The sequence below is a fragment of the Nocardiopsis sp. YSL2 genome, assembly GCF_030555055.1.
Classification (GTDB): Bacteria; Actinomycetota; Actinomycetes; order Streptosporangiales; family Streptosporangiaceae; genus Nocardiopsis.
In genome coordinates this window covers 3,765,845-3,785,738 of sequence record NZ_JAMOAO010000001.1, presented here as the reverse complement: position 1 = coordinate 3,785,738, position 19,894 = coordinate 3,765,845, and the positions used below count along the sequence as shown (strand labels likewise).

Annotated in this window: 13 protein-coding genes; all 13 read right to left on the bottom strand. The window is 72.1% G+C overall.

Annotation, left to right across the window (positions count from 1 at the left end; genetic code table 11):
* Positions 1 to 315: 315 nt before the first annotated feature.
* Positions 316 to 1,431 carry a branched-chain amino acid aminotransferase gene (locus tag M1P99_RS16800; RefSeq protein WP_304453560.1) on the bottom strand — a complete coding sequence of 372 codons (1,116 nt, stop codon included), beginning with the start codon at positions 1,429 to 1,431 and terminating at the stop codon, positions 316 to 318.
* A gap of 219 nt (positions 1,432 to 1,650) precedes the next feature.
* Positions 1,651 to 2,709 carry a 3-isopropylmalate dehydrogenase gene (locus tag M1P99_RS16795; RefSeq protein ID WP_304453559.1) on the bottom strand — a complete coding sequence of 353 codons (1,059 nt, stop codon included), beginning with the start codon at positions 2,707 to 2,709 and terminating at the stop codon, positions 1,651 to 1,653.
* A 587-nt stretch (positions 2,710 to 3,296) separates the two neighbouring features.
* On the bottom strand, positions 3,297 to 4,922 hold the full coding sequence (locus M1P99_RS16790) for a glycosyltransferase family 2 protein (protein WP_304453558.1): 1,626 nt from the start codon (positions 4,920 to 4,922) through the stop codon (positions 3,297 to 3,299).
* Positions 4,923 to 4,939: 17 nt separating this feature from the next.
* Positions 4,940 to 6,544, bottom strand: coding sequence for a glycosyltransferase family 2 protein (locus M1P99_RS16785; protein ID WP_304453557.1), 1,605 nt, complete (start codon positions 6,542 to 6,544; stop codon positions 4,940 to 4,942).
* Positions 6,541 to 8,349: a glycosyltransferase family A protein gene (locus M1P99_RS16780; RefSeq protein WP_304453556.1), complete on the bottom strand. Its 1,809-nt coding sequence runs from the start codon at positions 8,347 to 8,349 to the stop codon at positions 6,541 to 6,543. Before M1P99_RS16780 ends, M1P99_RS16785 begins: the two co-directional genes overlap by 4 nt.
* Positions 8,346 to 10,241, bottom strand: coding sequence for a glycosyltransferase family 2 protein (locus M1P99_RS16775; RefSeq protein WP_304453555.1), 1,896 nt, complete (start codon positions 10,239 to 10,241; stop codon positions 8,346 to 8,348). The genes M1P99_RS16780 and M1P99_RS16775 overlap by 4 nt, the downstream gene beginning before the upstream one ends.
* Positions 10,238 to 10,642, bottom strand: coding sequence for a hypothetical protein (locus tag M1P99_RS16770; RefSeq protein WP_304453554.1), 405 nt, complete (start codon positions 10,640 to 10,642; stop codon positions 10,238 to 10,240). The genes M1P99_RS16775 and M1P99_RS16770 overlap by 4 nt, the downstream gene beginning before the upstream one ends.
* A gap of 322 nt (positions 10,643 to 10,964) precedes the next feature.
* Positions 10,965 to 12,554 carry a phosphoglycerate dehydrogenase gene (gene serA, locus M1P99_RS16765; RefSeq protein ID WP_304453553.1) on the bottom strand — a complete coding sequence of 530 codons (1,590 nt, stop codon included), beginning with the start codon at positions 12,552 to 12,554 and terminating at the stop codon, positions 10,965 to 10,967.
* A 224-nt stretch (positions 12,555 to 12,778) separates the two neighbouring features.
* The gene (ilvC, locus tag M1P99_RS16760; RefSeq protein ID WP_304453552.1) at positions 12,779 to 13,774 is read right to left on the bottom strand and encodes a ketol-acid reductoisomerase; all 996 of its coding nucleotides are present in this window, start codon (positions 13,772 to 13,774) and stop codon (positions 12,779 to 12,781) included.
* A 97-nt stretch (positions 13,775 to 13,871) separates the two neighbouring features.
* On the bottom strand, positions 13,872 to 14,396 hold the full coding sequence (gene ilvN / locus M1P99_RS16755) for an acetolactate synthase small subunit (RefSeq protein ID WP_053616090.1): 525 nt from the start codon (positions 14,394 to 14,396) through the stop codon (positions 13,872 to 13,874).
* A gap of 17 nt (positions 14,397 to 14,413) precedes the next feature.
* Positions 14,414 to 16,189 (bottom strand): acetolactate synthase large subunit, encoded by a 1,776-nt coding sequence (locus M1P99_RS16750; RefSeq protein ID WP_304455724.1) that lies wholly within the window; start codon positions 16,187 to 16,189, stop codon positions 14,414 to 14,416.
* 367 nt (positions 16,190 to 16,556) lie between these two features.
* Positions 16,557 to 16,937 (bottom strand): hypothetical protein, encoded by a 381-nt coding sequence (locus M1P99_RS16745; RefSeq protein WP_304453551.1) that lies wholly within the window; start codon positions 16,935 to 16,937, stop codon positions 16,557 to 16,559.
* Between the two features lie 73 nt (positions 16,938 to 17,010).
* The gene (locus M1P99_RS16740) at positions 17,011 to 19,716 is read right to left on the bottom strand and encodes a bifunctional diguanylate cyclase/phosphodiesterase (protein WP_304453550.1); all 2,706 of its coding nucleotides are present in this window, start codon (positions 19,714 to 19,716) and stop codon (positions 17,011 to 17,013) included.
* Positions 19,717 to 19,894: the final 178 nt, after the last annotated feature.

Sequence of the window (19,894 nt, the reverse complement as noted above, 5' to 3'; positions counted from 1 at the left end):
AAAAGACCCCTCGTGGACACGAGAGGTCAGCGCGCTGGCAGGGTCCGGTTTCCCCCCTGCGCGTACGCGGGAAGGTGTCAGCCAGCGCGCCCCGGAATAATGAGTACCTGGGACAGCATGTGGCCAGTGTGCCACACGGGTCCGCGAGTTCCGGTGTTCAACGCCATTTTGTCTCACCATCCGAGATCTGGATATCTCACTCCGGACGCACGGGGAGCTCCTCGGGGACGGAGCGGAGGACGGAGATCTCGGCGAACAGAGGGGAACGCACGGGTGGGGCCGCCCGGAAGCCCGGACGGCCCCACCGGACGCACCCTAGAAGCGGGTGATCCAGCCGTGCTTGTCGTTGCGCCGGCCGGTCTGGATGCCCACCAGCTCCTCGCGCAGACGCATGGTGACCGGACCCGGGTTCCCGTCGCCGACGCTGAACTCGCCGTCGTCGCTCTTGACGTGGCCGACCGGCGTGATCACCGCGGCCGTGCCACAGGCGAACACCTCGGTGAGCTCACCCGACTCCGCGGCCTCGCGCCACTCCTCGATGGAGATCGGCTTCTCCTCCGCCGGGATGCCGAGGTCGGGGGCCAGGGTCAGCAGCGACTCCCGGGTGATGCCCGGCAGGAGCGTCCCGGTGAGCGGGGGCGTGCGCAGCCGGGCGTTGTCGCCGGAGCCGAACACGAACCACAGGTTCATGCCGCCCATCTCCTCGACCATGCGGTGCTCTCGTGCGTCGAGCCAGACCACCTGGTCACAGCCCTGCTCGACGGCCTGGGCCTGGGCGAGGAAGCTCGCCGCGTAGTTGCCCGCGAACTTGGCCGCGCCCGTGCCGCCCGGGGCGGCGCGCGTGTAGTCCTTGGACAGCCACACCGTCACCGGCCTGATGCCGCCCGAGAAGTAGGACCCCACCGGCGAGGCGAAGAGAAGGTAGAGGTAGCTGCGGGACGGGTTGTTGACGCCCAGGCCGACGTCGGTGGCGAACATGAAGGGCCGCAGGTACAGGCTGAAGTCCTCCTTGCTGGGGACCCAGTCGCCGTCGTGCTCCAGCAGCAGCTCGATGGACTTCAGGAACAGGTCCTCGGGAAGTTCCGGCATCGCCATCCGGGCGGCGCTCCGGTTGAAGCGGGCCGCGTTGGACTCGGGGCGGAAGGACGCCAGCGTCCCGTCCGGGTGGCGGTAGGCCTTGAGGCCCTCGAAGATCGACTGCGCGTAGTGCAGTGCGGCCGTGGCCGGGTCCAGGCTGAGGGCGCCGTACGGCTCCAGCTTGGCGTCGTGCCAACCCTTGCCCTCGGTGTAGCGAATGCTCACCATGTGGTCGGTGAACACCTGGCCGAACCCCGGATTCACCAGCAGCGCGTCTCGTTCCTGCGGGGTCTTCCGCTGGTCGGAGAGCTGAATGTCGAACGTCAACCCGCTCGTGGTGGTGTTGTTGTTCATGTCGTCGGTGGTCCTCTCGGGTGCATCAGGCCGGCTGCGCCGCCGACCTGGGATCTAGTCTGACGTAAAGAGCGCACCCGGTGCCAGGGCTGGGGCGGGCGGACGCGGCACGACGCCGACGGGCGCGCTCGGGGAGTGTCCCGGGCGCGCCCGTCGGCGTCGTCTGCTCGGATGGCCGTCGGCCGCGCCCTCGAGGACAGGCAGGGCCGACGGTGTGTGTCAGCCCTGCTCGGCTACTCGCGCGGCCAGGTCGTCGCCGATCCGCGAGGTGGAGCGGACCGCGTCACCGCGGGTCTTGAGATCCGCGGCGACCGCGTTCTCGATCTTGCGGGCGGCCTCGACGGCGCCCAGGTGCTCCAGCATGGTGGCGGCCGAGAGCACGGTGGCGGTGGGGTCGGCCTTGCCCTGGCCCGCGATGTCGGGCGCGGAGCCGTGCACCGGCTCGAACATGCTGGGGAAGGTGCCGTCGGGGTTGATGTTGCCGCTGGCGGCCAGGCCGATGCCGCCGGCGATGGCGGCGCCGATGTCGGTGATGATGTCGCCGAAGAGGTTGTCGGTGACGACCACGTCGAAGCGGCCGGGCTGGTTGACGAAGAACATCGACGCGGCGTCGACGTGGCAGTAGTCGACCGAGACCTCGGGGTACTCCGCGCCGACCTCCTTGACCACTCGCTGCCAGAGCTCACCGGCGAAGGTCAGGACGTTGTCCTTGTGGACCAGGGTGAGCTTGCGGCGGGGACGGGCCGCGGCCTTGGCGAAGGCGAAGCGGACCACACGCTCGACGCCGAAGCGGGTGTTGACGCTGTCCTGGGTGGCGACCTCGTGGGGGGTGCCCTTGCGCAGTACGCCGCCCGCGCCCGCGTAGGGGCCCTCGGTGCCCTCGCGCACGACGAGCATGTCGATGTCGTCGGCGCCGACGCCCGCCAGGGGGCTCTCCACACCGGGGAAGAGCCGGACCGGGCGCAGGTTGACGTAGTGGTCGAAGTCGAAGCGCAGACGCAGCAGCAGGCCGCGCTCCAGGACGCCGCTGGGGACACTGGGGTCACCGACGGCGCCCAGGAAGATCGCCTCGTGCTCGGCCAGTTCGGACTCGACCGAGTCGGGCAGCGTCTCACCGGTACGGTGCCAGAGCTTGGCGCCCAGCTCGTACTCGGTGGTCTTGAAGGCCAGGTCGTGCTGGGCCCCCGCGGCCTCCAGCACCTTGAGGCCCTCGGCGACCACCTCGGGGCCGATCCCGTCGCCGGGGATGACGGCCAGTTTCACGGTGCGCGCTGCCATACGGTCTGCCTCTAACTCGGACGTGACCCCACCAGAGGGTTCTCACATGATGAGATCAGAATGAACACTGGATGAGACAAGACTAGCGGCCCCCGGGACCGCCGTTGTCCCTGCGGTCCAGTGCCCCCTGCAGGGCGCGGTGGACCTCGTCCTCGGAGTCGGGCGTGGACGGGTACTCGACCATGTCGTACATGTGATCCTCCGGATGCGGTACGTGACCGGCGGCGCGTGTGGAACGGCCGCGGGAACTCGGTGCGGGCGAGTGGCCAGACCGCGGGGCCCGGTGATACCGGGCGGCGCGCCGGCCGCGTGGACCTCGGTGGCCACAGGAGAAGGAGCGGATCGTCCCGGCGCGGTGGACCGCCGGAGGCGCCGACGCGGGCCCGGTTGGGGCGGGCGGCGGCGAGGACGGCGGCACCAGGCGGTGGAGCCGGTGCCACTGACTCCTAGGACGACAGAATATCGGATGTCCAACTACTTGACCAGGAAATCTCACCATGTGGGATCCGGTCGTGTCATGACAGGTCAGAGGGCCGAGGCGCGCGGGCCTGATCCGCCGCGCCGACCACGCCTCGGCCCCGTGGTCCTCAGCCCGCGCGGCGGCCGAGCAGCAGACGGGCGAGGCGCCCCCGCGTCAGGGCGCGGATCCGGCGTTCCCACCGGTCGGACTCCGCCCGCCACCGGTCCCGCTTCGCCTCCGCGTCGCTCAGCTGCTTCTCCCAGTCCGCGGGAGGTCCCGCCCCGCCGACACCGCTCTCGCGCAGCACCTCGCCGCGGTCCATCACGTGCACGCCCCACACGGCGGCCACGACGGCGTCGCGCTCCACCGCGTCGGCGCCCAGGTGGCGGGCGCGGGCGAAGGCCGCGGTGCGCTCCAGGCGCAGCGCCTCCGGCCGGTGGGCGTGCGCCCCGCGCACCCGGACCAGGCCCGCGCCCTCCCGCTCGGCCGCACCGGTCAGAGCGCGCACAGCTCCCGGCCGCGGCCGGACCCCCGGTGACACGAGCAGCCGGAAGGGCACGTCGGGATCCGCGTCGGGGGCGGCCTGGACGAACTCCACCCGCGGCTCGCACCGGTAGCACTCGTGGACCAGCCGTACGTCCGCCGCGGGATCGTCCAGGACGGCGTGCCGGCCCGGCGTCACCAGCGACCACTCGCCCACCAGCCGGATCCGGATGTCGGCCGTGTCACCGGACAGCAGCCCGTCCACCGTCTCGGCCACGTCGCCGAAGCGGCGCCCGGTCGTGTCGACCACCACGTCGGTGAAGGGCACCTCCCAGGTCCGCCCGGGCGCCCTGCGCCGGGTGTACTTCCGGGGCACCCGGTTCTCCGTGAACGGCCTGGCGAACCGGGCCGCCTCGGCACCGCGCCGCTCGGTCGTCGGGGTCCCCAGGTGCCAACCGCCGGCCGCGTGCTCCGGAACGAACACCGCCCCGCGTTGGGCCAGCCGGTACCCGAGGACGCTGTCCTCCCCCATGACCGGGTCCGGGGCCGTGCCCGCCGCCGCCTCGAACAGGTCGCGCCGCAGGGAGGCCGTGGCTCCGGTGAACACCTCCCACGCGCGATGCCCGGCCGAGCGCAGCCCGTCGGTGGCCTCCAGCAGGTCGGTGATCCACCCCAGGGCGGCCTCCCCCTCACCCAGGAGGTCCGCGGCCTCACCGCGGCCCACCCGCTCACGCACCACCCCGGGGTCCAGCGTCGCGGCCGGCACGTCCGTGGCCGAGAACCCGCCCATGACGGCGAGGTAGTCGGCGAGGTGGTGCCAGCGCATCTGCGCCTCGACGTGCTCTCGGCCGACGACCATGTCCGCGTCCAGCCGCAGCACGACGGGGGCCTCCGAAGCGGCCACCCCCTCCCGTACCGCGTGCCCCGGGCCCCAACCGCGCGCGGAGGCCACGAGCAGACGGGTGTGCTCGGGGCGGATCGGCGGCAGGACCAGCGGCGGCTCGCTGCCGTCGTCGACGACCACGACCTCCGTCAACCCCGCCGGATAGCTCTGCGCCGCCAGCGACGCCAGCGTCAGATCCAACTTCTCCTGCCCGCCGTAGGCCGGGATGACCACGCTGACGCCCAGCACCGGATCCCACTCGCCCAACGGCGGCGGCTCCAACACCGAGTAGTCGTTGCGCCGTATCAACGGGCGCGCGCCGCCGCCCGTGTCCGTCTCCTCGTCCGAGGCCCCTCGGCCCCGGACGGATCCGTCCCTGATCGCCATACGCTGACCCTCGCCCCTCACCCGATGATCCGGCACAGGAGCCGACCGCCGCGGCTCCCGGTCAACCAGCGGAACCGGCGTTTGAGCCGATTCGCGCGCGCCTTGTGCGCCTCGGCCCCGGCCCGCGCCGCCGCCAGGCGGTCGTCCCAGTCGTCCGGCGGCTCGCCCGCCGGGCACCCCGGTGTGAACAGCAGGCTCTCGCCGTCGATCCAGTGCACGCCGAACAGCTCGTCCACCACGGCGTCGAGCTCGTCGTCCCCCGCCCCCAGGCGCCGTGCGCGGGCGAAGGCGCCGGTCCGCTCCAGCCGGGGTCCGCCCAGGTCGTCGCCGGGCGCCGTCGCCCGCAGCAGCCCCGCGCGCGCGGTGTCGGCCCGCTCGATCATCCGCCGCACGGCGTGCCGTGCCAGCGGCTGCCCGGGACGGAGCAGCAGCCGGAAGGGGACGTCGGGGTCGGGTCCGGGGTCGGCCCGGACGAACTCCACCCGCGGCTCGCACCGGTAGTGCTCGTGCAGGAGCCGCACGTCCAGGTCCGGATCGTCGAGGACCGCGTGTCGACCCGGTGTGACCCGCGCCCACGCGCCGACCAGGTGGATCCGGATGTCGTCCGTGTCGCCGGCCAGCAGCGCGTCCACCGTCTCCGCCACCTCGTCGAACCCGCTGTCGACGGTGTCGACCACCGCGTCCACTCTGGGCACCTGCCACTGGCGGCCGGTGCGCCGGATGTCCTGGCCGATGAGCGGGAGGCGGTTGCCGACCAGGGGGTACCGGTACCGCGCGCCGTCCTCCTTGCGGTGCTCCATCTGGGGGCGGCCCAGGTGCCAGCTGCCGGCCCGCGGTTCCGGGACGAACACGGCGCCGTGCTGGGCGAACCGGTACCCGAGGTGGGTGTCCTCGCCCAGGATCAGCTCGGAGTCCGCCCCTCCGGCCTCTTCGAAGAACGCACGCCGCACCGAGCCCGTGGCACCGATGAAGTACCGGAACGCACCCGGGCCCGCGGTGCTCAGGCCTGCGGTGCGGTCGTAGACCCGGCGCAGCCACGCCAGCTCGTCGCCCGGTCCCTCGACCAGGTCCTCCGGCTGCCCGCGCCGCACGGCGTCGAGCACCTCGCCCGGGGCGAGCGCGCCGGGCCGGTCGTCGACGCAGCGCAGGTGACCGGTGACGGCGAGGTAGTCGGCGAGGTGGTGCCAGCGCAGCTGTGCCTCGACGTGCTCGCGGAAGGCGATCATGTCGGCGTCCAGGAAGAGCAGCACGTCGGCGGCCGCGGCGGCCGCCCCGGAGTTCACGGCGTGTCCCCGGGCCCAGCCGCCGGGCAGGCTCGGCACGATCCGCGTGTGCTCGGGGCGGATCGGCGGCAGGACCAGCGGCGGCTCGCTGCCGTCGTCGACGACCACGACTTCCATCAACCCCGCCGGATAGCTCTGCGCCGCCAGCGACGCCAGCGTCAGATCCAACTTCTCCTGCCCGCCGTAGGCCGGGATGACGACGCTGACGCTCAGCACCGGATCCCACTCGCCCAACGGCGGCGGCTCCAACACCGAGTGGTCGTTGCGCCGGATGAACGGGCGGGGCGACGGCTCCACCCGTGTCCGCGTCTCACGAGGATCGTTCTGGACCAGCGTCATCGGTCGCTCCTCTGTGTCGTCGTGGTGCCGTACCCGCCCGGAGCGTCCCCGGGTTCGGGTTCCATCAGGGCGCTGGGGCGCCACCCGGGCCAGTGGCGCTGGGGGTCCTTCAGGAAGTAGCCCGCGGGTTCGTGCCAGGTGTGTCCCTGCGTCCGACGGCGGATGACGCAGCCCAGACCGTGTGTGCGGTAGATGGACCCGCCGACGCGTGCCACGTCGCCGAGGAGCCCCGCGTCGATTCCGGACCGCCGGGACCGGACCCCGCCGACCTCCTCCAGGACCGCGCGGTCGGTCAACAGCGCGGCTCCGGTCACGTGGGGGGCGAACCGCTCCGAGGGGACCAGGCGCCGCACGGTGAGGTCCGGCCCCTGCAGGTGGTGGAACTCCGTCGCGCAGCCGACGAGGTCGGCTCCGGAGTAGCGGCGGGCCAGCACCAGATCGGCCAGGTGGTCGGGCCCGTACCAGTCGTCGTCGTCCATCTTGGCGACCAGCGGACCACTCGCCCGCGCGATCGCACCGTTGAGCACCGAGCCGAACACCGCGTCCGGTTCGGCCTCGAGCACCACCGCCGCGTGTCCCGACCGGCGGAAGGCCGCCAGGGCCGCGCGCACCCCCGGCGCGTCCGGCCCGAACCCGTGCAGCGCCAGCACGACCTCCACCTCGACCCCCCGCTGCCGCGCCACCTGCCGCAACGCGAAAGCGACCATCTCCGGCCGCCGCGTACACAGCACCACCGACACCACCGGCTCCGCCAACACCCCCGACACCGACCGGCGCCACCGCGCATACGACCCGTGCGACCGCAGAGCGGCACGCCGCAACCGGATACTGTGCTCCTCCCGTGCCAGCTCGTCCCCCAGGTCGGCATGGCGCACGGACCGGAGCAGGGCGTGCAGTTCATCGCCGAGGCAGTCCGCCCAGCGCGGCGCGGTGCCGCCGATGAGCGGGACTCCCGCCGCCGCGAGTCCGGCGACCGCCCGCACGGCGGCCAGCGGACCGCTGTGGCGCCCCCACTCCACCTCCACGCACCGCAGGTCCCGCAACCGCGCCACCGCCACATCGGTCACCGCACCGTCCTCCGGCACACGCCACCGCACCGACCGGCCCACCTCCACCACCCACCGGCCGCCCCGCGAAACCAACCGACCCACCCTGGACTTCGACACCCGCGTGAACCCGACCGGATTCACCACCCGCTCATCCACCGCCGGCACGTCCTCCACCGACAGCCGGGCGAACGCGGTGGCGCGCACCGCCGCTCCCGGTGTGCCGAGGTGACGCCAGGACGCGTCCGCCACCGTCCGGTCGTGGGCGCCGGCCGACAGCGCCGACGCGTCCCGCCGACCGCCCACCAGCCCCCGCGCGACCGCTCCCACGACCTCCGACACCTCCACCGGGTCGGTGAAGGAGAACGCGTGCGAGCACCCCCCGTCCGGTGACCGGCGCACGTGCAGGTCGATGAGGTCGGTCCACCGTGCCGCTCCGGGCGGCGACGGCAGGGACCGCCCCGCCTGAGGTGCGGCGGCGAGGACCGCGACCAGGACCTCGGCCGCTCTCAGCCCCTCGGCTTCGGGCACGACCCGCCGCAGGTCCACCGGGGTGGCGGCGACGAGCACCACCAGACCGACCTCGCGCGCCGCCTGCTCCCCCGTGCCCCACCCGTTCGCGTCCAGGTCCAGGACCCGGCCCGCCGAGCCCTCCGCCGCACGCGCGGCCACCTCGGCCGTGCCCGGTCCGCTATGGGCGACCAGGGCGGTTCCGGCCGCGTGGGACCGCAGCGCCGTGTCCAGCACCGCGCGGATCACGGGGCCGCTCCAGCCGTGAGCGGCCGCGCAGCGGACTCCGGCCGATCCAGGCCGGGGGCGCCCGGCACGCTCCAGGGCTGCGCGGAGCGGGTCTCGGGGACGTCCGAGGGAGCGGGCTCCAACAGTGCGCTGGGCCGCCACCCGGGCAGCCGCCCCCCGCTTCCGTGGTGGAGGAAGTAGCCCGAGCCGACACCCCAGGTGTGTCCGGCCGCCTTGCGCCGGAGCACGTAGTTGCAGCCGTGGCCGCGGTGGACGTGGGCGCCCAGTCGCCGCAGGTCGGCCAGGAGCCGGGAGTCCTCGGACGTGGGCACCGCCCGGAAACCGCCCACCTCCTCCAGCGCCCGGCGGTCCGTGAGCAGGGTTCCGCCGGCGACCCGCCGGAACGCGCACTCCGTGGGGCCGGGCAGGCGCACGGTGAGGTCGAGGGCTTCGAGGTAGACGAACGAGGCGAGGGACCCGACGAGGTCGGCTCCGGAGTAGCGGCGGGCCAGCACCAGATCGGCCAGGTGGTCGGGCCCGTACCAGTCGTCGTCGTCCATCTTGGCGACCAGCGGACCACTCGCCCGCGCGATCGCGCCGTTGAGCACCGAGCCGAACACCGTCGCGGGGTCGCATTCCCACACCACCAGGTCCCGCCCGGTCGCGCGGAAGGCCGCCAGGGCCGCGCGCACACCCGGCGCGTCCGGCCCGAACCCGTGCAGCGCCAGCACGACCTCCACCTCGACCCCCCGCTGCCGCGCCACCTGCCGCAACGCGAAAGCGACCATCTCCGGCCGCCGCGTACACAGCACCACCGACACCACCGGCTCCGCCAACACCCCCGACACCGACCGGCGCCACCGCGCATACGACCCGTGCGACCGCAGAGCGGCACGCCGCAACCGGATACTGTGCTCCTCGCGCAGTTGCGCGTCGGCCAGCGTGGCACCGTCGACGGAGGTGATGATCCGCGTCAGCTCCGGGCCGAGGCAGTCCGCCCACCGGGGCACGGATCCGCTCACCAGGGGGATTCCCGCCGCCGCGAGTCCGGCGACCGCCCGCACGGCGGCCAGCGGACCGCTGTGGCGCCCCCACTCCACCTCCACGCACCGCAGGTCCCGCAACCGCGCCACCGCCACATCGGTCACCGCACCGTCCTCCGGCACACGCCACCGCACCGACCGGCCCACCTCCACCACCCACCGGCCGCCCCGCGAAACCAACCGACCCACCCTGGACTTCGACACCCGCGTGAACCCGACCGGATTCACCACCCGCTCATCCACCGCCGGCACGTCCTCCACCGACAGCCGGGGCGGTACTTCCCCGCCGGTCAGCGCGCCCGGGCGCCCCAGGCTCGCCCAGGAGGGCCCGGTGGCCCCGGTACCGGAGCGGGTACGGACTCCGGTCCCGGTGTCGGCGCCGCTCTCCGCCGGGCGCACGGCCGCGCCGCGCCGGCCGCCCAGCATCCCCCGGGCCACCGCCGCCACCACCTCCGACACCTCCATCGGGTCGGTGAACGAGAGCGCGCACGACCACCCCCCGCCCGGCAGGCGGCGTACGCGGGCATCGATCACGCCCACCCACCGCCCCAGACCCGGCGGCACCGGACACGGCGGTCCGAAGTGCGGCGCCGCGGCCCTGACGACGACCGTGACGTCGGCCGCCGACGGGAGGTCCCCGACCAGGGCCGCGGCCGCGCGCAGATCGGCCGTGGAGTCGGCCACGAGGGCGACGTGGCCCACGGCCTCCTCGACGGCGTGCGTCGCGGGCCCGCCCAGGTCGATCACCTCGGTGTCCGGGCCGAGCCCGGCCCCCCGCAGGGCCGCCGCCGCGTGCGGGCCGATGTGGCAGACCAGCAGGCGTCCCGGTCCGCGGTACCGCAGGGCGTGCGCTATGTCGTCGTCCGTCATGAGGCCGCCCGCGCGTGGACCGCGGAGCCGCCGACCATCTCGACTTCGGAGTCCCGCTCCGCCAGGTCCGCGCGCAGTCCGGCCACCGACTCGGCGACGGCGTCGAGCCGGTCGGTCAGCTCGTCGGCCCGGCCGAAGAGCTCGGCCCGGTTCTCGCCCGCGATCTCGGCGACCTCCCGCAGGTGGCGGTCCAGGCTCCGCCGGAGCAGCCGCACCTGGACGCTGTTGCGCCGCACCAGGAGCGCCAGGAAAGCGACGGATCCGCAGACCGCCGCCAGGAGAAGGGCCTGTGCGGCGGTCCACGGGTCGAGCACGCCGAGAGCGACCAGAGCCGCACACGCGCCCGCCCCTGACACCGCCGTGGACGAGAACAGCAGGAAACGCCGATTTCGAAGTCGCACCGCATACACCTTCCGGTTCCGGCCAGGGCGGGAGCACTTGCGCTTCCGCCCCCACTCGGCCAGACGCGAGGTGGAGGATCGGCGGCCGGTCCGCGCCGCCCGGAGCATCGCCCTGACGAGCCCCATGTTCCACGCGACATCCGGATCACGATTTGATGACACGCCATGAGGTGTGCATTCGTCGGCGAGCAGCGCCACATGGCCCCGTTATGCGAATTCGCGACCGGAATGGCCGCCCATGACCGTGCGCGTATGCGAAAGGCCGCGTTCCCCGGCGCCGTGGCGCCGTGGAACGCGGCCCCGTATCGGACCCGCTCGGCTCCTAGTCCTCCAGGTCGACCTGCCGCGAGATGTCGGCGTCGATCTCGGCGGAGATCGACGCCAGGATCTCGTCGGGCACCGCGGAGTCAACGGTGAGCGCGATCAGCGCCTTGCCACCCTCCTTGTCCCGGATGACCTGCATGCCCGCGATGTTGACGTCGGCGTCGCCCAGCAGCGCACCGACCTTGCCGACGATGCCGGGGCGGTCCTCGTAGGAGAGGAACACCATGTGCTCGCTGAGGCCGATCTCCATCGAGTAGTTGTTGATCTCGACCAGCTTCTCGATCTGGCGGGGCCCGGTCAGCGTGCCGGAGACCGACACCCGCTGGCCGTCGGCGAGCACACCGCGCACCGAGATGAGGTTGCGCCAGTCGCTGTGGTCGTCGCTGGTGACGAGGTTGACCTCGACGCCGCGCTCCTTGGCCAGCAGCGGGGCGTTCACGAAGGTCACGGTGTCCTCGACCACGTCGCTGAACACGCCCTTGAGCGCGGCCAGCTCCAGGACCTTGACGTCGTGGGCGGCGATCTCGCCGCGGACCTCGACGTCGATCCGGCTGGCCACGACACCCGCCAGGGACGTGAACACGCGGCCCAGCTTCTCCGTCAGCGGCAGGCCCGGCTTGATCTCCTCGGCCACGCCGGTGCCCTGCACGTTCACCGCGTCCGGCACGAACTCGCCCGACAGGGCCAGCTTCACCGAGCGGGCGACCTGCGTGCCCGCCTTCTCCTGCGCCTCGGTGGTGCTGGCGCCCAGGTGCGGGGCCACGACCACGTTCTCGAACTCGAAGAGCGGGCTCTCGGTGGTGGGCTCCTTGGTGAACACGTCGATGCCCGCGCCCGCCACCCGGCCGTCCTTGAGCGCGCGGTAGAGCGCGTCCTCGTCCAGGATCCCGCCGCGCGCGGCGTTGATGATCCGCACGTTCGGCTTGACCTTGCCCAGCGCCTCGTCACCGATCAGGCCCAGGGTGTCCTTGTTCTTGGGCAGGTGGATGGTGATGAAGTCGCTGCGCTCCAGCAGTTCGTCCAGGGACACCATCTCGACGCCGATCTGCGCGGCTCGGGCGGGCTGCACGAAGGGGTCGTAGGCGATGACGTGGGTGCCGAACGCCGACAGGCGCTGGGCGACCAGGGCGCCGATGCGGCCGAGCCCGACCACGCCGACGACCTTCTCGTACAGCTCCACGCCGGTGTACTTGGACCGCTTCCACTCACCGTTGATGAGGGCGTTGTGCGCGGGGGCGGTGTTGCGGGCGCTGGCCAGGAGCAGGTTGATGGCCTGCTCGGCGGCGCTGATGATGTTGGAGGTGGGGGCGTTGACGACCAGGACGCCCGCCTTGGTGGCCGCGTCCACGTCGACGTTGTCGAGGCCGACGCCCGCGCGTGCGACGACCTGGAGGCGGCCCGCGGCGGCGATCGCCTCGGCGTCGACCATGGTGGCGCTGCGCACGATGAGCGCGTCGACGTCCGCCAGGGCCGGCAGGAGCTGGGACCGGTCTGCGCCGTCCACATGGCGCACCTCGAAGTCCTCCTCCAAGAGCGCGATTCCGGCGGGCGAGAGCTTTTCCGCTACGAGTACGGCGGGTTTGGGCACAACGGTTCCTTTTCGGGTGGTGCGACCCGATCGCGCAGGCGGCTGGCCCTGCCCTGATCGGGTGTGACGGCCGGTCCAAAGTCTACTGCGGTGGTAGGGAAGCGCGCGGGCGGACCGGGGGGAAAGTCCGGATCCCTTGCCCCGCCGGGCTTCCCCGGCACACACGCCACCGGGGCGGAGTAGGACCCCGCCCCGGTGCACGTGTCCGAGTGCTCGCGAGCTCGCTAGGCCTTCAGCCAGCTCATCAGCGGACGCAGTTCGGCGCCCACCTTCTCGATCTTCTCGCCCTGCTCGGCCTCACGGCGCTTGGAGAACGTCGGCTGCCCGGCGTCGAACTCGTCCATGAGCTCCTTGGCGTAGCTGCCGTCCTGGATCTCGCCCAGGATCTTGCGCATCTCCTCGCGGGTCTGCTCGGTGATCAGGCGCGGGCCGCGGGTGTAGCCGCCGTACTCCGCGTTGTCCGACACCGACCAGTTCATCTTGGAGATGCCGCCCTCGTACATGAGGTCGACGATGAGCTTGAGCTCGTGCAGGCACTCGAAGTAGGCGATCTCCGGCTGGTAGCCCGCCTCCACGAGGGTGGCGAACCCGGCCTTGACCAGCTCCTCGGTACCGCCGCACAGCACGGCCTGCTCACCGAAGAGGTCGGTCTCGGTCTCCTCGGTGAACGTGGTCTTGATGACGCCGGCCTTGGTGCCGCCGATGCCCTTGGCCCACGACAGCGCCAGGTCCCAGGCCTGTCCGCTGGCGTCCTTCTCCACCGCGACCAGGCAGGGCACCCCGCGCCCGGCCTCGTACTGGCGGCGGACGAGGTGGCCCGGGCCCTTGGGGGCGATCATGGCGACGTCCACGCCCTCGGGCGGGGTGATGAGGCCGTAGCGGATGCTGAAGCCGTGACCGAAGAACAGCGCGTTGCCGGCTTCGAGGTTGGGCGCGATCTCCTGGGCGTACAGGTCGCGGTGGATGTGGTCGGGAACCAGGATCATGACCACGTCGGCCTCGCGGGTGGCCTCGGCGGGGCTGAGGACGCGCAGGCCCTCCTCCTCGGCCTTGGCCCGGCTCTTGGATCCCTCGGCCAGGCCGATCCGCACGTCCACGCCCGAGTCCCGCAGCGACAGCGCGTGCGCGTGGCCCTGGCTGCCGTAACCGATCACGGCGACCTTCTTGCCCTGGATGAGCGAGAGGTCCGCGGCGTCGTCGTAGTACATCTGTGCTGCCACTTGGGGTTACTCCTTGGGATCATCTCCGCGTGCGCGGGGAGGAACTGTTACTGATGTTCGTTCGGAACCTGGTACGGGCCCCGTGTCGGCCCGGTCCTCAGGCGCTGCGGTCGACCGCGCGCAGGGAGCGGTCGGTGATCGACCGGGGCCCGCGCCCCAGGGCGACCAGCCCCGACTTGACGAGCTCCCGGATTCCGAAGGGTTCCAGGTTCTTCACCAGGGCATCGAGCTTCTCGGGGTCCCCGGTCGCCTCGATGACGACGACGTCCGGGCTGACGTCCACGACGTGGGCGCGGAAGAGCTCGGCCGTCTGCAGCACGTGGGTGCGGCTGGACGCGTCGGCCTTGACCTTGACGAGCAGCAGCTCGCGGCGGACCGAAGCGGTGGTGTCCATCTCCACGATCTTGACGACGTTGATCAGCTTGTTGAGCTGTTTGGTCACCTGCTCCAAGGGGTGGAGGTCGCAGTTGACCACGATTGTCATCCGGGACAGTCCTGGGTACTCGGTCGTGCTGACGCTGAGCGAGTCGATGTTGAAGCCGCGGCGGGAGAACAGTGAGGAGGCGCGGGCGAGGATGCCCGGGGTGTCCTCCACCAGAACGGAAAGCGTGTGACTGCTCATGGTGGTTCGGCCTTCTCCTAGTCCTCGTGTTCCCAGTTCGGCGCCATGTCGCGCGCGTACTGGATCTGGTCGTTGCTGACACCGGGGCCGACCATCGGCCAGACCATCGCGTCGTGGCTGACGGTGAAGTCCACGACGACGGGGGCGTCGTTGATGGACATGGCCTTCTCGATGGTCGAGTCGATGTCCTCGGGGCGTTCGCACCGCAGGCCGACACAACCGTACGCCTCCGCGAGGCGGACGAAGTCGGGAATGCGGACCTTCTCGTCCTTGGGCGAGGTCTGCAGGTCGGTGTTGGAGTAGCGGCCCTCGTAGAACAGGGTCTGCCACTGGCGGACCATGCCCAGGTTGCCGTTGTTGACGACCGCGACCTTGATCGGGATGCCCTCGATGGCGCAGGTGGCCAGTTCCTGGTTGGTCATCTGGAAGCAGCCGTCCCCGTCGATCGACCACACGACGCGGTCGGGGTCGCCGGCCTTGGCGCCCAGCGCCGCGGGAACGGAGAAGCCCATGGTGCCGAGGCCGCCGGAGTTGACGAAGGCTCCGGGCCGCTCGTAGTCGACGAACTGGGCGGCCCACATCTGGTGCTGGCCGACGCCCGCGACGTAGGTGGCCTCCGGGCCGACGAGCTTGCCCAGGCGCTCGATGACGGCCTGCGGGGCCAGGGAGTCGCCGTCGTGCGGCTCGTATCCCTTGGGGTAGGTGTCGCGCAGCCGGTTGAGCTGGTGCCACCAGGCGGCGTAGTCGCCCTCGCGGCCCTTCTCCTGGTCGGCGCGCACGGCCACGACCAGGTCGGCCAGGACCTCGCGGCAGTCACCGACGATGGGCACGTCCGCGTGGCGGTTCTTGGAGATCTCGGCCGGGTCGATGTCGGCGTGCACGACCTTGGCGTCGGGCGCGAAGGAGTCCAGCCGGCCGGTGACGCGGTCGTCGAAGCGGGCGCCCAGTGCCACGACCAGGTCGGCCTTCTGCAGGGCGCCGACGGCGGCGACGTCGCCGTGCATGCCGGGCATGCCCACGCACAGCGGGTGGCTGTCGGGGAAGACGCCGCGGGCCATCAGCGTGGTGACGACCGGGACGCCGGTGAGCTCGGCCAGGACACGCAGCTCGGCGGAGGCCCCGGCGCGCAGGACCCCGCCGCCGACGTACAGGACGGGGCGCTTGGCCTCGGCGATCATCCGCGCGGCCTCGCGCACCTGCTTGCCGTGCGGCTTGGTGACCGGGCGGTAGCCCGGCAGGTCCATGCGCTCGGGCCAGACGAACTCGGTCGCGGCCTGCAGGGCGTCCTTGGAGATGTCGACGAGCACCGGGCCGGGGCGGCCGGTGGAGGCGATGTGGAAGGCCTCGGAGATGGTGCGCGGGATGTCCCGCACATCCTTGACCAGGAAGTTGTGCTTGGTGATCGGCATCGTGATGCCGCAGATGTCCGCTTCCTGGAATGCGTCGGTGCCGATCATGGGCGCGGCGACCTGGCCGGTGATGGCGACCATGGGCACCGAGTCCATGTGGGCGTCGGCCAGCGGTGTCACGAGGTTCGTGGCACCGGGGCCGCTGGTGGCCATGCACACGCCGGGCTTGCCGGTGGCGTAGGCGTAGCCCTCGGCCGCGTGGCCGGCTCCCTGCTCGTGGCGCATGAGGATGTGGCGCACCTTGGCCGAGTCGTAGAGGGGGTCGTACGCGGGGAGGATGGCGCCGCCGGGAATCCCGAAGACAGTGTCAACGCCGACGTGCTCCAGCGACCTGATCAGCGATTGGGCGCCGGTCATCTGCTCGGTCATCTCAAGATCCTTCAGCGAGGGTCCAGAGCGGGTACAGCGGCTCTGGCTTGGTGGGTCTGACTCATGGCCTGGTGTGGCAATAAAAAAACCCCCACCGCCCGATGGCGGTTGAGGGGTGGCGCGCAGCAGAAGAAACTCAGTGGGCTGCGCGCCGACCAAGTACGAGAATCAGGGAGTTGCTCTGCACGCTGACAACAGTGGCCGAAGGAGTGGTCGCGCGTCAACCAGAACGCGATTTTGTCTCATCATTCGAGACGAATATGTCAGCATGCGGCCTCATCCATCGACACGCCAGCCGTGTGACCACGGCGAACGCCGCCGCGTGACCGGACGTGTGTAACGCAGGGCACGTACCGCCGTCCACGCCGTGGACAGGCCCCGCTCAGCGGAACAGGTCCTCGGCCCGTTCCACCGTCGCCGCCCGGCGGACCCAGCCCAGCAACTCGTCATGGTCCGCCGAGGAGGTGACCCTTGTGCGTACCTCGTCACTGACGGCGATGCCCCGGCCCTCCAGGAAGACGAGGAGGGACTCGGCGAGCCCCTTGGCCTCGCCCTCGCGGAAGGGGCGGCCGATCAGTTCGGTCTTGAACTCGTAGTCGCGCAACTTCATGATCTCCTCCAGAGATCCCAGAGCCGCGGCGTCGCAGCACACGCGGGTGTGCTCGGGCAGCGGTTTCCCGCTGACCTCCTGCAGGAGTTCCGCCGCGAAACCCGGGTCGTTCCGGATCAGGTCGAGCGGGAACTCGTGTTCGAATGAGGGCATGCCTGAAACGTAGCCGCCGCACGTCCGACGTCGCAGGTGAACGACCTATCGTCCCGAATCGCCGGAGTCGTCGCTACAGGTTGACGCCGCTCTCGCCGCCGACGAGGGACTCCACACCGGAGGCCGGCATCGGGCGGGCCACCAGGAAGCCCTGGCCGCGGTCGCAGCCCATCGTGCGCAGCTGCTCCAGCTGCTCGGAGCGCTCGATCCCCTCGGCCACCACCTGGACCCCCAGGTCGCGCCCGAGCTGGATGATCGTGTGCGTCAGCAGGGTGACGGTGTCGTCGCGGCCCAGGTCGGCCGTGAACAGCGGGTCGATCTTGATCGCGTCCACGCTCAGCTCGCGCAGGTGGGCCAGGGACGCGTAGCCCATGCCGTAGTCGTCGATGGCCAGCATGACGCCCAACGAGCGCAGCTCGCCCAGCCGCAGGACGGCCTCACCGACGTCGTCCAGCAGCACCTCCTCGTCGACCTCCAGCGTCAGCACCTCCGCGGGCAGGCCGGACTCGGCCAGCACCGCCTCCACGGTCGACACGAAGCGGTCGGAGAGCACCTGCTTGACGGACAGGTTCACCGACAGGCCGATGTCCCAGTCCGAGACCCGCCACACGGCGACCTTCTGGCACGCCTCGCGCAGGATCCACTCCCCCAGGGGCACGATCAGGCCGGACTCCTCGGCCGCCCCGATGAAGTCGTCCGGGCCCACGACCTCGCCGTCGCGGTCCCAGCGCACCAGCGCCTCCACCGCGGTCACCTGGGAGCTGTCGAGGTCCACGATCGGCTGGTACTCCAGGAAGAACTCCCCGGCCGCCAGCGCCTGGCGCAGCCGGATCTGCAGTTCGAGCCGCGAGACCACGGTGTCGTGCATGTGGGCGGCGTAGACCTCCACGTGCCCGGCGCCGCGCTCCTTGGCGCGCGTCATGGCCACGTCGGCGTTGCGCAGCAGCTCACCGCTGTCGGAGGTGGGCTCGGCGAAGGCCACGCCGATACTCGCGGTCAGCAGGATGTCCCGGTCGGCCACCTGGAAGGGCTGCGAGGCGATCACCCGGCCCAGCCGCTCGGCCAGGTCCACCACGCGCTGGGCGCGCGTGACACCCTCCACCAGGACGGCGAACTCGTCCCCGCCCCAGCGGGCGAGCGTCGCCGACGAGTCCAGCTCACCGCGCAGCCTGCGGGCGGCCTGTCCGAGCAGGTGGTCGCCTCGCACGTGGCCGGCGGAGTCGTTGACCGCGGTGAACCCGTCCAGGTCCAGGAAGACGCACGCGATGTCGGTGTCGGGGTCGTCGCTGATCGCCCGGTGCGCCAGCACGTCGCTGGCGCGCTCCTCCAGGTAGGCGCGGTTGGGCAGACCGGTCACCCCGTCGTGGAAGGTCAGGTGCTCGACCTCGTCCTGGAGCGCCACCTGGGCGCTGATGTCCCGGGTCGTCACCAGGAGGCGGTCGGGCTCGCCCGGCTGCTCGTACAGCGACACCGTGGACTCGGTGTGCCGCCACGTGCCGTCGGCGGCGCGGACCCGCAGCCGCAGGTGCACGCCCTGGCCCGCCCGGTCGCCGAACAGGCCGTCGACGGCCCTGGTCCGCGCGAGGTCCTCGGGGTGGATGAGCGCCGTGACCGGTGCCGCCAGGACGTCGTCGAGCCGGTACCCGAACGCCTCGGCCGTGCCGGGGCTGACGTAGAACACCCCGCCGTCCCGGTCCAGGATGAGGATGACGTCGCCGCTGTTGCGGGCCAGCTCGTGGAAGTGCCCCTCGCGGTTGAGGACCATGCGCGCCAGGGTGGCGTTCTCCTCCAGCATGCCCAGCACCCGCACCAGCAGGACCAGCACCGCCGTACCCGCGGCCAGCGGCAGCACCGGCGCCACTCCCGGCAGGCGCAGCGCCGCCACGCTGAGCACGATCGACGCCAGGGCCAGCGCGCCCACGGCGGCCAGTTCGGGCGCGAACCGGTACAGCCCGCGGCCGGTGATCCGGCGCGGGACCGATCCCGGCCGGTGCTCCACGAGCCACGGCAGCGCGCCCAGCAGGGCGAAGCCCAGGAACTTGACCGGGTACTCGATCCCCCCGGCCACGGGCGGCCCGGTCAGCCGGCTGATCCCGCCGATGAGGTCGGCGCCGGCGATGACGATGAGCGAGGAGATCGCCAGCAGCACCGCGCGCCGCGTGCTGTGCGGCGACATGAAGACCAGGGGGATGAGCAGGCACAGCACCACGATGTCGGCCACCGGGTAGACTAGGGCGAAGCCCAGTACCCCGGCGCCCTCGCCCAGCTCCCGGTACTGCGGGGCGAACAGCAGCAGCCACACGATGGAGAAGATGGCCGCGGCGCACACATAGCTGTCGGTGATGTGGCGCAGCGCGGTGCGCAGGCCCCCCGGCCAGGGGGCGAACCGGGTGAAGCCCACCACGAAGAGCGGCAGGGCGGCCAGCGCGAACAGGTCGCCCAACGTCAGCGAGAGCACGGAGCTGGAGCCGAAGAGGCGGGTGATGCCGTGGGTGATGCCGCCCGCGGCCCAGGCCAGGGACGCCAGCCCGAGGTTGCGCAGAGCGGCGGGACCGTCCGCGCCGTCCACCTGGGCGGCGTGGTCGGCGCCGGTGGCCGCCCACCGCCGCGACGCGACCAGCAGGGACACCCCCGCCAGACCGGCCGCGAGGGACGTCGGCCACTCGGCCATGACCGCGGTGAGCGTGGACTGCGCCGCAGGCACGAACGTCCCGACGACGTAGAGCAGGAACAGCGCACCCAGAACTGCGGTCCACAGGCGGCGTGCCCTGATCCCCATCACCGACCTCCCAGTGGGTCTGCGGCGGCTCTCGGCCGCGCTCTCTCCGTGGACATGGGGAACCCACCCGGCGTCGTTCCGGCTACCGGACGCGTCGCTGCGCCCGGCGCCGTGGTCCGCCGCCCGATGTCCCGCTCGTCCTCCGGACCGGAAGGAGTCGGGTCGTGGGACGCCCCGA